Consider the following 12817-nt stretch of genomic DNA (forward strand, 5'->3'; position numbering starts at 1 on the left):
ACTTATCGGTAGTTAACCCTTCCTCCTACACTCTCCACAATCATGTCCGAGCGTTGCACTTATTATCTGAATTCGCGGATCGGCAGAACATTGTTTAATCACCACGAAAAGATATGGCTCAGAATAATCTATACGGCAGTCATGAGGCTGATGAACAGAGAAGTACACTGCAGCTCTAATTACGCCCGCAAACAGGCGGCAATCGATAACGTGGGGAGAGAGGATTGATGGCGGTATCTGCGGGAATGCCGGAACAGACATTCCCGCCCAGGGGATTACGACAGCAGCTGGAAGGCGATCATACCGATCTCTGCACCTACGGTTCCCAGGATAGTTTCCATCATGGTCCAGGTTTTCAGCGTCTGTGCTTCGGTCGCGCCGGTAAAGCGACCAAACAGCCAGAAACCGGCGTCATTGACGTGGCTCAGCACAATGGAGCCGCTGGCAATGCAAATCGACAACGCCGCCATCTGCGCGCCGGAGAAGTGCAGCACTTCAATCACCGGCATCACCAGACCTACCGTCGTCAGACAGGCCACAGTAGCGGAACCCTGAATCACGCGCACCGCCGCAGAGAGGATAAAGCACGCCAGCGCAATCGGCAGACCGGCACCGGTTAACGCATTGCCCAGCGCCGGGCCGACGCCCGAATCCACCAGCACCTGCTTGAACACGCCGCCTGCACCAATCACCAGCAGGATAATGCCCGCAGGCTGCAACGCGCTGCCGCAGATTGCCATCACCCGCTCTTTATCCATGCCCTGGCGATACGCCAGACCATAAATGGCCACCAGACAGGCCAGCAGAATGGCGGTAAAGGGGTGGCCGATAAACTCCATCCACTCATACAGCGTGCTGCCTTCCGCAGTGAAGCGTGCGCCAATGGTTTTCAGCCCCACCAGCACCAGCGGGAACAGGATCAGAGACAGGCTGAAGGTAAACGATGGCAGCTTCGCCTTGTCATACTGCGGCTGCGTCTCTTCCTCCGGCAGACGAAAGTCGACGTGACGGCTGATAAAGTTGCCAAACAGCGGCCCGGCAATCAGCATCCCGGGGATCGCAGCGCACAGCCCCAGCAGGATCATCCAGCCAAAATCGACATGCATCTGCGACGCCAGCAGCATCGGTGCCGGTCCCGGCAGCAGGAACGCGGCGGCGGCGGCCACCCCGGCAAACAGCGGGATCACCAGCTTCACCAGGTTGTCGCCGGTACGACGCGCAACGGCAAACGCGATGCTGATCAGCAGCACAATCGCCACCTCAAAAAACAGCGGCAGTGCGCAGATCAGCCCAGCAATGCCCATCGCATAGTGCGCGCGGCTTTCACCGAAGGATTTCAGCATGCGAATGGCGATCTGATCGACCGCCCCCGTTTCATGCAGGATTTTGCCGAACATCGCGCCCAGCGCGACGACGATAGCGAGAAAACCGAGGGTGCCGCCCATGCCTTTCTGCATGGTGTCGGCAATTTTGTCGAGCGGCATACCGGAGCAAAGACCGGCGCCGACAGAGACAAGCATCAGCGCCAGAAAGGCGTGCATACGGGCTTTCATCACCAGGAACAGCAGCAGTAAAACCGACCCCGCTGCGGTCAGAACCAGTGTTGCGGTACTCATTACAACTTAATCCTTGTTGATAGCGCCTTCGATGGTGGCGATGGTGGAGGCGATGACCTCATCCAGTGGATGATTAATATCCACCACTAACACATCCGGCTCATCTGCGCCCGGCTCTTCCAGCGTTTCAAACTGCGTCACCAGCATCTGCGTTTTGAAGAAGTGGCCTTTACGCGCTTTCAGACGCGCTTCAATAGTGGCGAAGTCACCCTTCATGTAGATAAACGACAGGTTGTCGTTATCTTTGCGCAGGATATCGCGGTAGCGCTTCTTCAGCGCCGAACAGACCACGATCGAAATATCATTGGTACGCTGCATGGCGAACGCCGCGTCATTCAGCGACTGCAGCCACGGACGGCGGTCGTCGTCATTCAGCGGATGGCCTTCGGCCATTTTCACGATGTTGGCGCGCGGATGCAGAAAGTCGCCATCCAGAAATGCCGTTTTTAACTGATAAGAGACCTGGTTCGCTACAGCGGATTTACCGCTGCCAGATACGCCCATCAGGATAAAGACATGATGCGACGAGGATTGGGTTGTCATTATTTTCTACTCCGGCAGATGAAGCACGCATGTTACCGATAACAAATGTGCATAATATTCTCAGGAGCTGCGCTGGCATTAGCAACCATTCCGCCGGGAAAAGGTTGGAAGTGTGAGCTATCTCAAAAAAACGTCACACTCAGATACTGCCGCCTTGCAGGATTTCGAAGCCGACATCCAGCGGCGCAAATTCCCGCTCATCACCGCCAATGCGCGCCAGTAACATCGCGGCGGCTTCGCGCCCCATACGCTCACGCGGCGTCAGCACGGTCGCCAGCGGCGGGTTAACCACCTGCGCGATATCGTGACCATGGAACCCGGCAATCGCCATATCCTGCGGCACGCGCAGTCCCTGACGCTGGCACTCAAACAATGCGCCAATCGCCAGGTCATCGTTGGTACAAAACAGGCCATTGGTCGCCGGATAACGCTGCTGCGCAGCACGCATCAGCTCAGCGCCTGCGGTAAAAGAAGAGGCATCTTCCATCATCACACTGTTGGCCTTCAGCCCGGCTTCTTCCATAGCAATCTCGTAACCGCGCTGTTTCTGCAGCGTACGCTCATCAAGACGCGCGCCGAGATACACCGTATGACGATGCCCTTTGGCGAGAATGGCGTGCGTCATCTGACGCGCCGCTTCCACGTTATCGAACCCCACAGCCATATCCAGGCAGGGAGAAACCGAATCCATCATCTCAATCACCGGAATACCGGCCGTCTCAATCATGCGCAGCGTGGCAGGCGTGTGGGTGCGTTCGGTGAGGATCAGGCCGTCAATGTTCCAGCCCAGCAGTGATCGCAGCTGTAGCTCTTCTTTCTGCTGATTGTAGCCAAAGTGGCTGAGTAGCGTCTGGTAACCGGCCGCATCGGTGACGGTCTCAATGCCGCGTAATACATCAGCGAACACCTGGTTAGTCAGCGAGGGCAGCAGCACGCCAATGGCGCGGCTGGTGGCGTTGGACAGCATATCCGGCGCACGGTTAGGGATGTAGCCCAGCTCATCCAGCGCCACGGCGATTTTTTCACGCAACGCGGCGGAAACCTGCTCAGGATTGCGCAGATAGCGGCTGACGGTCATTTTGGTGATGCCAACACGGTCGGCAACATCCTGCAGTACGGGTCTTTTTTTCTTCATCGGTTTGCGGCTGACGATTCGGGGTAATGCTGAGTCTACCAAAATAACCGGCCGCAAAGCGTGTTGTGGTACAGAAAACAATAAGATGGCCAGCATTGCTGGCCATCCTGTCACTCATCACATCAGACTGGCGGCAGATCAAACAGCAGAATTTCTGCGGCGCTGTCAGCCTGAATCGTCAGGGTGCTTTCGTCCCAAATCGCCAGCGCGTCGCTGGTGGTGGCTGGCTGGCCATTCACCTGTACATCGCCTTTGACCACCTGGATCCAGATGCGGCGTTGCGCATCCACTTCCGTCGTCGCCTGCTCACCCGCCTGCAGTGCCCAGCGCGACAGCGTCATATCCTGGAACACCTTCAGCGAACCGTCACGCGCATCCGGCGACAGCACCAGCTGACGTCCCTGCACATCATCGAAGCGGCGCTGTTCGTAGCGCGGTTCGATGCCGGCTTTTTCCGGGATAATCCAGATCTGATAGAGATGCAGCGGCTCTTTGTCACTGCCGTTATATTCGGAGTGACGCACACCCGTGCCCGCACTCATAATCTGGAACTCACCCGCCGGGATACGCTCTTTGTTGCCCATGCTGTCCTGATGCTCCACCACCCCAGACAGTACATAGGTTAAAATTTCCATATCTTTATGCGGGTGGGTGCCGAAACCCTGACCCGGGGCGATGATATCTTCGTTAATTACCCGCAGGGCGGAGAACCCCATAAAGTCAGGGTCATAGTAATTAGCAAAGGAGAACGTGTGCCAGCTATCCAGCCAGCCATGGTTTGCGTGACCGCGATCTTCAGCTTTACGTAAATAAATCATATTCAACTCTCCTCAACGTTTTTTACTAGTCTGGACCTGAAGCACGCTGGAAGATAGCTGAAAAACTTCATCCCTCTGTTCAAAAAAAATGATGGAGTTGTCTCACTCTGGCTCAGCCAAATTGTTGATTTACCGCTGATGTCATCTGCCGTTATTCACGCGAAAGAGTTTTAGCGGTGTCACATAATCAACACATGAAAGATATCGATAACGCGTCAGAAAAGAGAAATAAAACCCGTAAAAAAACCGGATTAACCGCAGGATTATCAACGACTAACTTACTGATAAAAATCTAATTATTACAATATTATTCGGTTTTATCTGACTATCAGATCGGTTTTCCTGCCTTGGTCACTTTTCCCCGCCTAATAAAATGTGCGCTTCGCTGGTATGGTGATGCCGAATCATTGGGTAATTTCAGGGAAGAAAGATGACCGATCACACCGCACTAAAACCACCGGGCCCGCTGACCCGCTTACTGAATACCATCGAGTGGCTGGGCAACCTGCTGCCGCATCCTGTCACGCTGTTCGCGATACTGTGCCTGTTGATCATCGTTGCTTCCGGCATTGCGGCGGGCTTTGATATCAGCGTGATCGATCCGCGCCCGGAAGGCGCCAGTGGACGGGCTGCCAATGGCGTGGTGAACGTGGTCAGCCTGCTGAGTGTCGAAGGATTGCAGCGCATTGTCAGCCATCTGGTGACCAACTTCACCAGCTTTGCGCCGCTGGGGACGGTGCTGGTGGCGATGATTGGCGTCGGTATTGCCGAACATTCTGGCCTGCTGTCGGCCGCTATGCGCGCACTGGTATTTGGCGCGCCGAAAAAACTGGTGACGTTTACTCTGGTATTTGCAGGCATTATGTCGAATACCGCCTCGGAACTGGGTTACGTCGTGCTGATCCCGCTTGCCGCCATGCTGTTCCACTCGCTCGGACGCCATCCTCTGGCCGGACTGGCGGCGGCATTTGCGGGTGTCTCTGGCGGCTACAGCGCCAATCTGCTGCTGGGAACCGTCGACCCGCTGTTATCCGGTATTACTCAGAATGCCGCGCAAATTATCGACCCCAGCTACAGCGTCGGCCCCGAGGTTAACTGGTACTTTATGGCGGTCAGCACCCTTGTTATCTCGGTACTCGGTACCTGGATCACCACCAGTATCATCGAACCGAAACTGGGTACCTATAACGAGAGCGACGGCGATGCGCCCAAAGGTGATATGGGCCAGCTCAGCGTGCAGGAAAAACACGCCCTGAAAGGCGCAGGTATTGCCGCGCTGCTGCTGACTCTGCTGCTGGCGCTGACGTTGTGGCCGGGTTACGGCATTCTGCTCAACCCCAAAACTGGCGGCATCGCTGGCTCACCGTTCCTGCACGGTATCGTCGCCTTTATCATGCTGTTTTTCGCCATTCCCGGTTATGTCTATGGTCGCCTTAACGGCACCATGCGCACCGACCGTGATGTGATCGCGGCGATGGCAAAAAGTATCAGCAGCCTGAGCCTGTATATCGTGCTGGTGTTTTTTGCCGCGCAGTTTGTTGCGCTGTTTAACTGGAGCAATTTTGGCACTGTGATCGCCGTAAAAGGCGCGCAGTTCCTGTCAGCACTGGATATCAGCGCTCCGCTGCTGTTCTGCGGTTTTATCCTGCTGTGTGGCTTTATCAATCTGATGATTGGTTCCGCCTCCGCCCAGTGGGCGGTCACCGCACCGATTTTTGTGCCGATGCTGATGCTGGTGGGCTATGCGCCGGAAGTGATTCAGGCGGCATACCGCATCGGCGACTCCGTTACCAATCTGATTACACCAATGATGAGCTATTTCGGTCTGATTATGGCGGTAGCGGCGCGCTATCAGCGCAATCTGGGGATCGGTACACTGGTGGCAATGATGCTGCCGTACTCGGTGATCTTCTTACTTGGCTGGAGTTTGCTGTTTGTCGTGTGGGTATTTGGTTTCGGCCTGCCGGTGGGGCCTGGTGCGGCGACCTGGTACACACTGCCCGCGGTGGCGAACTGAAGGCAAAAAAAAGCCAGCACCCGAGCTGGCTAAGAAACACTGGAAGCAATGTGAGCAATGTCGTGCCTTCACAGCAGGTCCAGTAAGGGACTTCCTGAGAACGCGTGACAATAATAATCATTATCATTCGCATCTGTAAAGCGCTTTTTGCGATTAATTTCATTTGACCTTTAGTGAAAAGTCCCTGATGTTAAAAGGGAATATTCGCAAAGGAGCCGCAAAATGAGTCAGATTGAGATCCGTCATGTCACTATTGATGATGCCCTTGCTCTGCAACAGCTGTACAGCCAGCCCGATACCCAGGCCAGTACGCTACAGCTGCCGCATACATCACTAAAAAACTGGCAGGATCGGCTGACCAACCTGCGCCTAGGCGCTTATCTGCTGGTCGCCTGTATCGACGGTAAAGTCGTCGGGCAAATTGGCCTGGAAGTCGAACAGTCACCACGCCGCCGCCATGTTGCGCACTTTGGTCTGGGTGTTGATGTAAACCATCGCGGGAAAGGGATCGCGCAGGCGATGATCGCGACAGTAGTCGATATGTGTGATAACTGGCTGGCCATTGAGCGCATAGAGCTGACGGTATTTACCGATAACGCCGCTGCGATTGCCGTCTACCGTAAGTTTGGCTTTGAAATTGAAGGCACCGCGCGCCGCTTCGCGTTGCGCCACGGTGAACAGGTGGATGCGCACTTTATGGCGCGTTTACGTCCAGACTGACAGCTGACTGCCCCTGTGCCTGCGATTATACCGGGCGGTCGCAGAATCGCACATAAAATGATCAGATTTCAGGCGTTACATTGCCGCTTTGCGGCCAGTCTCACGCCCCGGCGCACCGGGGCGTGTGGCGATTAATAGCCCGCCGTTAAATCTCCCGGCGAACGAGGATCGGAGGCACCATACAATGCGCCATCCGGCCCCAGCATAATGCTCTGAGTGCTGCCCATCGCCGCCTGCACTTTCACATGCTGGCCTTTGCTCTCCAGCAGGCGCAGCGTATCAGGACTAAAGCCCTTCTCGACGCGCAGCTGATCCGGCAGCCACTGATGATGGAAGCGCGGTGCATTGGTCGCTTCTGCCACGTTCATCCCAAAATCGATGCTGTTGACTACCATTTGCAGCACAGTGGTAATAATCCGGCTACCGCCCGGGCTACCGGTCACCAGCCAGGTTTTGCCGTCTTTCGCCACGATAGTCGGTGACATCGACGACAGCGGGCGCTTATACGGCTGCACCGCATTGGCTTCGCCACCCACCAGGCCATACACATTTGGCGTACCCGGTTTAGCGGAGAAGTCATCCATCTCATTATTCAGCAGGATGCCGCTGTTACCGGCGACAATGCCGCTACCGAAGTTGGTATTCAGGGTATAGGTCACCGCAACAGCGTTACCGGCCTTATCCACCACCGAGAAATGCGTGGTCTGATTGCTTTCATAAGGTGCCAGTTTGCCCGGTTTGATCTCAGCAGACGGACGCGCTTTAGCGAGGTCAATCTGCTGTGCCAGCGATTTGGCATAGGCTTTGCTGGTCAGTGCCTGCCACGGCACTTTGACGAAATCCGGGTCGCCAAGATATTCCGAGCGGTCGGCATAGGCATATTTCTCCGCTTCCGCCATCACCTGAATAGCATCCGCACTGCCGAAGCCCAGTTTCGCCAGGTCGAAGTTCTCGAGGATATTGAGGATCTGCACAATATGAATCCCGCCGGATGATGGCGGCGGCATGGAGAACACTTCATAACCGCGGTAGGTGCCACTGATCGGCTGGCGCTCAACTGCACGATACGCCGCCAGGTCCGCTTTGCTGATCAGCCCGCCATGTTGTGCCATTTCCCCGGCAATTTCGTCGGCGATGGCGCCTTTATAGAAGGCATCTGGCCCCTGTTTCGCAATCAGTTCCAGACTTTTGGCCAGATTGCGCTGCACCAGGCGCTCACCTTTCAGGTAAGGCGTCCCATCCGCTTTGAAGAAGATCGCCTTGCTGTTGGGGTGGCTGAGCAGCACCTCTTTGCCATAGGTATTCAGATCGTCAGCCAGTGAGGCATTCACCACAAAGCCTTTACGCGCCAGCTCAATCGCCGGTTGCAGCAGGTGACTCAGCGGCAGCGTGCCATATTTATTCGCCGCCAGGGCAAAACCTGCAACAGAACCCGGTGTGCCGGATGCCAGATGCGAAGTGAGGGATAACTTACTGTCAGCATTGCCCTGCGCATCAAGGAACATATCGCGGCTGGCTTTCACTGGCGCCATCTCACGGAAATCAATCGCCGTGGTGCGTCCGGAGGCAGTACGCAGCATCATAAAACCGCCACCGCCCAGGTTACCCGCCTGCGGATGTGTCACCGCCAGCGCGAAGCCCACCGCTACCGCGGCATCCACCGCATTACCGCCCTGCTGCAGAATATCCACCCCGACCTGGGTCGCCAGTGCATCCACCGACGCCACCATGCCATTACGCTCTTTCACCGGGTGAAAAGTATCCGCGTCCACGCCGTATGACACCGGGGGTGCGGCCGCAGGCTGGGCGGCCAGCGCCCCCTGCCAGCAGCAAAAACAGAGTACCAGCGACCCGAAAGCAGATCCCAACTTGCCAGTTTGCATCATCCTGTCTCACCTTCTTATGGTTGTTTACATTCGATTTACATCTGTTAAGTGTGTACCAGATAAGCAAAAAGACGAACCGTAAGTCAAATTCAGCTGATTCCTGACTCCAGAGACAGGCTAAGCAGTTAGACTAATTACAGGCGGCAAGTGGCGTGGTGGATAATCTGCCTGCCAGTACGACGCACAGCATCCGTCGCCTGCCAGATGGAGGAAAGATAATGAAAAGATGGTTAATTATTTTTGCTGCCATGCTGCCGTTAAGCAGCATGGCCAATACTGATCCGCTGAATAACAGCACCAATCCCAGCCAGCCTGGCTACAACCCCAGCCAGCAGCGGCTGAAAAAGGAGATGCAGACCAGCCAGCAACAGCAGCAGCAGAAACTGCGCCAGGACCAGCAGCGTCAGAGCCAGGATCTGCAGCGCAAAATGCAGGAACAGCGTGATGCCGCCCGTCAGCGCGTGATTAAAACGCAGCCGGGCAGCAACAGCACGTCACAGCAGCCTTAAGCGAAGTCAGGGCCAATGGTGTCGATGCGATCGGTACAGATAGCATCGACACCCCAGCTCAGCAGCTCACGGGCGCGATCGGTCTGATTCACCGTATACACCAGAATGCGCAGTCCGGCGGCCTTCAGCATTGCAGTGCGCTCTGCATCCAGCAGCTTATAGTTAAGATGAATCGAGGTGCAGTCGAGCGCCGTCGTCATCTCACGCCAGTCATCGTGCCACTCATCGAGCAGCAAACCACGTGGCAGTTCCGGTGCCGCCTGCATCGCCGTTTCCAGCGCCTCATAAGCGAATGAAGAGAGCAATGGCGCGGTTTGTCCCTGCCACAGCTGACGCGCCGCCAGCGCGATCACCTGCCCGGTCTCACGCTCCAGCCCGGTGGTCGGTTTGATTTCGATATTCGCCATCATGCCATGCTGCTGGCAGCGTGCCGCCACCTCACTCAGTAATGGCAAGGGTTCGTGCTGAAACTCACGGCTGAACCAGCCGCCCGCATCCAGCTGCTGCAGTTTTTCCCACGGCAAATCGCCCGCCACACCCCAGCCATTACTGGTGCGATCCAGCGTGTCATCATGCAGCAGAAAGATCTGCTGATCCTGCGACAGCTTGGCGTCAAATTCGATCATGGTATGGCCATATTTCGCGCCGACATCAATCGCCGCCAGCGTATTCTCCGGCGCCAGCTTACCGCCGCCGCGATGGGCGACAATGGCCGGATAGGGCCAGTGTTTAGTTATCATCCAGACGCATTCCTGTAACCGCATCAAAAAAGTGTAACGCGCTGGCAGGCAGCTGCAGCCACAGGGTGCTGCCTGGCGCCGGGCGTTCAACATGCGCTAAACGCACCACCAGATTATTGCTGCCCCATTTGCCATGCGCCAGGTTATCCGCTCCGAGCATTTCCAGGGTTTCCACCTGCAGCGGCGTACCGCCCGCTGCCTGGTCAGGCAGCTGAATATGCTCCGGCCGCACCCCCAGGGTCAACTGGCGATTCGCCCAGCGCGTTTTTGCCTGTGGCAGCGGCAGAGAAAAACCGGCCGCCAGGTTAAAGCTTTTGCCATCGCTGCTCACCGTGCCGTCCAGCAGGTTCATCGATGGCGCGCCGATAAAGCTGGCGACAAAGCGCGTTGCCGGACGCTCATACACTTCCACCGGCGTACCCAACTGCTCCACCACACCTTTATTCATCACCATCACACGCTGCGCCAGCGTCATCGCCTCAACCTGATCGTGGGTAACATACAGACTGGTGGTTTTCAGCCGGCGATGCAGCTGCTGCAGCTCAAGGCGCATCTGCACACGCAGACGCGCATCCAGATTCGACAGCGGCTCATCAAACAGGAACACTGAAGGTTCCCGCACAATGGCGCGGCCCATCGCCACACGCTGACGCTGGCCGCCAGACAGCTCACGCGGACGACGCTGCAGCAGCGCATCCAGTTCAAGGCTTTTGGCCGCTTCCAGCACGCGCTGGCGGATTTGCTCTTTGCCCATCCCGCGGATCTTCAGGCCATAGCCCATATTCTGCTCCACCGTCATATGCGGATAGAGCGCGTAGTTCTGGAACACCATGGCAATGCCGCGATCTTTCGGCTCCAGTTCGGTCACACGCTGGGTATCGATATAGATATCGCCGGAGGTCACGCGCTCCAGTCCGGCGACCATACGCAGCAACGTCGATTTTCCGCAGCCAGATGGCCCCACCATCACCATAAATTCGCCGTCGTGAATCGTCACATCAAGGGGCTGGATGACCGCATGTTTGCCGTCGTAGGATTTGGTCACCGCCTGAAGTTTTACGCCTGCCATCTGCTATTTCTCGCTCTCAACCAGACCACGCACAAAGGCGCGCTGCATTACCATCACCACCACCACCGGTGGAATCAGTGTCATTAACATTGCCGCCATCACCAGGTTCCACTGCGTCGAACCGTCACCACTGGAGATCATGGTACGGATACCTGCCACCGCGGTGCCCATGCTGGCATCACTGGTGATCAGGATCGGCCACAGATACTGGTTCCAGCCGTAGATAAAGGTGATGACAAACAGTGCCGCCAGATTCGTCTTCGACAGCGGCAGCACAATGTCCCAAAAGAAACGCATCGGGCTGGCGCCATCGATACGCGCCGCTTCCAGCAGCTCATCCGGCAGCGACATAAAGAACTGACGGAACAGGAAGGTCGCGGTGGCGGATGCCATCAGCGGCAGCGTCAGGCCGGTGTAGCTGTCCAGCAGCTGCAGGTTAGCGATCACTTCCACCGTCGGGAAAATACGCACTTCAACCGGCAGCATCAGGGTGATAAAAATCAGCCAGAAGAACAGCCCGCGCAGCGGGAAGCGGAACCACACCAGCGCAAAGGCAGAGAGAATCGACACACTGATTTTCCCCACGGTGATCGCCAGCGCCATCAGGGTGCTGTTAAACAGCAGTACGCCAATCGGCGCGCTGCTGGAGCTGACACCGCTGGTCCAGATGGTGTGCAGGTTGTCCCACAGGTGTGTGCCGGGGATCAGTGTCATCGGCACCTGGTAAATTTGAGCGTTATCCAGCGTCGCGGCGACAAACGCCACATACAGCGGAAACAGAATGGTCAGGATGCCCAGCAGCAGCATCGCATGGCTGAAAAACGTCAGCCCGGGGCGGTTTTCAATCATTGGTAGCGCACCTTACGCTCGACATAGCGGAACTGAATCACCGTCAGCGCAATCACCAGCAGCATCAGCACCACTGACTGGGCGGCCGAGGCCGAGAGATCGAGTCCGGTAAACCCTTCACGATAAATTTTGTAGATCAGCGTGGTGGTGGCCTGCACCGGGCCGCCGCCGGTCGCAGCATCGATCACCGGGAAGGTATCGAAGAAGGCGTAGACCAGGTTGACCACCAGCAGGAAGAAACTCACCGGCGCAATCAGCGGCAGTGACAGATTAAAGAAGCGGCGGATCGGCCCTGCGCCATCAATTGCGGCGGCTTCCACCAGCGAACGCGGAATCGACTGCAGTGCGGCGAAGAAGAACAGGAAGTTATAGCTCACCTGCTGCCAGACCGACGCCAGCACCACCAGGAACATCGCCTGGCCGCTGTTTTGCGCATGGTTCCAGTCATAACCGAACTGGCTCAGCAGATGAGTAATCAGACCCAGGCCGGGGTTAAACAGAAACATCCACAGCACGGCGGCAATCGCCGGGGCAACGGCATACGGCAGCAGCAGCAAGGTCTGGTAGAAGCCACGCAGGCGCAGTACATAATCCACCAGCGCCGCAAGAAACAGCGACACCAGCAGGCCACAACCGGTCACCAGACCGCTGAAAATCAGCGTGGTCCAGAACGACTCCAGATAGTAGGGATCGTTAAACAGGTTGACGAAGTTTTGCATGCCAACAAAGACACTGGAGATGCCGAAAGGATCGACACTTTGCACGGAATACCACAGTGCTTCTCCCGCAGGCCAGATAAAGAAAATCAGGGTAATCAGCAGCTGCGGTAACACCAGGGCATAGGGCAGCCAACTGGTGCGGAAACCGGGACGAACAGCGGACATAGTTAATCTCGGGAGTTGAATGACAATGCGG

The 12817-nt window shown here is 56.4% G+C and carries 12 protein-coding genes; 3 read left to right on the forward strand and 9 right to left on the reverse strand.

From position 1 onward, the window contains the following. Window positions 1-275: 275 nt before the first annotated feature. The 4 genes from gntU to ACSZO1_RS05815 form a co-directional block, all read right to left on the reverse strand. A complete protein-coding gene (gene gntU, locus ACSZO1_RS05800; RefSeq protein WP_437610439.1) occupies window positions 276-1616 on the reverse strand; it encodes a gluconate transporter in 1341 nt (446 codons plus the stop codon). A 6-nt stretch (window positions 1617-1622) separates the two neighbouring features. Then, window positions 1623-2159, reverse strand: a complete 537-nt coding sequence (gntK, locus tag ACSZO1_RS05805) for a gluconokinase (RefSeq protein WP_437610441.1) — start codon at window positions 2157-2159, stop codon at window positions 1623-1625. Between the two features lie 139 nt (window positions 2160-2298). Beyond that, entirely contained in the window at window positions 2299-3294 is a 996-nt protein-coding gene (gene gntR / locus ACSZO1_RS05810) for a gluconate operon transcriptional repressor GntR (RefSeq protein ID WP_437610443.1), read from the reverse strand. A 122-nt stretch (window positions 3295-3416) separates the two neighbouring features. Further along, window positions 3417-4112, reverse strand: coding sequence for a pirin family protein (locus tag ACSZO1_RS05815; RefSeq protein WP_437610445.1), 696 nt, complete (start codon window positions 4110-4112; stop codon window positions 3417-3419). A 430-nt stretch (window positions 4113-4542) separates the two neighbouring features. On the opposite strand from ACSZO1_RS05815, the gene ACSZO1_RS05820 reads away from it, so the two are divergent. Further along, window positions 4543-6129: an AbgT family transporter gene (locus tag ACSZO1_RS05820; RefSeq protein ID WP_437610447.1), complete on the forward strand. Its 1587-nt coding sequence runs from the start codon at window positions 4543-4545 to the stop codon at window positions 6127-6129. Window positions 6130-6351: 222 nt separating this feature from the next. Beyond that, window positions 6352-6849, forward strand: coding sequence for a GNAT family N-acetyltransferase (locus ACSZO1_RS05825; protein ID WP_437610449.1), 498 nt, complete (start codon window positions 6352-6354; stop codon window positions 6847-6849). Window positions 6850-6980: 131 nt separating this feature from the next. On the opposite strand, the gene ggt is transcribed toward ACSZO1_RS05825, so the two are convergent. After that, window positions 6981-8735 (reverse strand): gamma-glutamyltransferase, encoded by a 1755-nt coding sequence (ggt, locus tag ACSZO1_RS05830; protein WP_437610451.1) that lies wholly within the window; start codon window positions 8733-8735, stop codon window positions 6981-6983. A 218-nt stretch (window positions 8736-8953) separates the two neighbouring features. Here ggt and ACSZO1_RS05835 point away from each other — a divergent pair, with 218 nt between their 5' ends. Then, window positions 8954-9244, forward strand: a complete 291-nt coding sequence (locus ACSZO1_RS05835; protein ID WP_437610452.1) for a DUF2756 domain-containing protein — start codon at window positions 8954-8956, stop codon at window positions 9242-9244. Here ACSZO1_RS05835 and ugpQ read toward each other — a convergent pair. The 4 genes from ugpQ to ugpA are packed head-to-tail and all read right to left on the reverse strand — an operon-like array spanning window position 9241 to window position 12786. Next, complete coding sequence (ugpQ, locus tag ACSZO1_RS05840; RefSeq protein ID WP_437610454.1) at window positions 9241-9984, reverse strand: glycerophosphodiester phosphodiesterase; 744 nt, start codon at window positions 9982-9984, stop codon at window positions 9241-9243. The genes ACSZO1_RS05835 and ugpQ overlap by 4 nt on opposite strands. Next, window positions 9974-11053 carry a sn-glycerol-3-phosphate import ATP-binding protein UgpC gene (locus ACSZO1_RS05845; RefSeq protein WP_437610455.1) on the reverse strand — a complete coding sequence of 360 codons (1080 nt, stop codon included), beginning with the start codon at window positions 11051-11053 and terminating at the stop codon, window positions 9974-9976. The genes ugpQ and ACSZO1_RS05845 overlap by 11 nt, the downstream gene beginning before the upstream one ends. Window positions 11054-11056: 3 nt before the next feature. After that, window positions 11057-11902 (reverse strand): sn-glycerol-3-phosphate ABC transporter permease UgpE, encoded by an 846-nt coding sequence (gene ugpE / locus ACSZO1_RS05850; protein ID WP_437610457.1) that lies wholly within the window; start codon window positions 11900-11902, stop codon window positions 11057-11059. Continuing rightward, the gene (gene ugpA, locus ACSZO1_RS05855) at window positions 11899-12786 is read right to left on the reverse strand and encodes a sn-glycerol-3-phosphate ABC transporter permease UgpA (protein ID WP_437610459.1); all 888 of its coding nucleotides are present in this window, start codon (window positions 12784-12786) and stop codon (window positions 11899-11901) included. Before ugpA ends, ugpE begins: the two co-directional genes overlap by 4 nt. Between the last annotated feature and the right edge of the window lie 31 nt (window positions 12787-12817).

This window comes from Erwinia sp. V71 (assembly GCF_965644245.1).
Classification (GTDB): domain Bacteria; phylum Pseudomonadota; class Gammaproteobacteria; order Enterobacterales; family Enterobacteriaceae; genus Erwinia.

Excerpts from the sequence above, each read along its gene's own strand:
- gntR (WP_437610443.1), bottom strand. The coding sequence starts at position 3,294 with ATGAAGAAAAAAAGACCCGTACTGCAGGATGTTGCCGACCGTGTTGGC.
- ugpQ (WP_437610454.1), bottom strand. The coding sequence starts at position 9,984 with ATGATAACTAAACACTGGCCCTATCCGGCCATTGTCGCCCATCGCGGC.
- gntK (WP_437610441.1), bottom strand. The coding sequence starts at position 2,159 with ATGACAACCCAATCCTCGTCGCATCATGTCTTTATCCTGATGGGCGTA.
- ACSZO1_RS05825 (WP_437610449.1), top strand. The coding sequence starts at position 6,352 with ATGAGTCAGATTGAGATCCGTCATGTCACTATTGATGATGCCCTTGCT.
- ACSZO1_RS05815 (WP_437610445.1), bottom strand. The coding sequence starts at position 4,112 with ATGATTTATTTACGTAAAGCTGAAGATCGCGGTCACGCAAACCATGGC.
- ACSZO1_RS05820 (WP_437610447.1), top strand. The coding sequence starts at position 4,543 with ATGACCGATCACACCGCACTAAAACCACCGGGCCCGCTGACCCGCTTA.
- ACSZO1_RS05845 (WP_437610455.1), bottom strand. The coding sequence starts at position 11,053 with ATGGCAGGCGTAAAACTTCAGGCGGTGACCAAATCCTACGACGGCAAA.
- ACSZO1_RS05835 (WP_437610452.1), top strand. The coding sequence starts at position 8,954 with ATGAAAAGATGGTTAATTATTTTTGCTGCCATGCTGCCGTTAAGCAGC.
- ugpA (WP_437610459.1), bottom strand. The coding sequence starts at position 12,786 with ATGTCCGCTGTTCGTCCCGGTTTCCGCACCAGTTGGCTGCCCTATGCC.
- ugpE (WP_437610457.1), bottom strand. The coding sequence starts at position 11,902 with ATGATTGAAAACCGCCCCGGGCTGACGTTTTTCAGCCATGCGATGCTG.
- ggt (WP_437610451.1), bottom strand. The coding sequence starts at position 8,735 with ATGATGCAAACTGGCAAGTTGGGATCTGCTTTCGGGTCGCTGGTACTC.
- gntU (WP_437610439.1), bottom strand. The coding sequence starts at position 1,616 with ATGAGTACCGCAACACTGGTTCTGACCGCAGCGGGGTCGGTTTTACTG.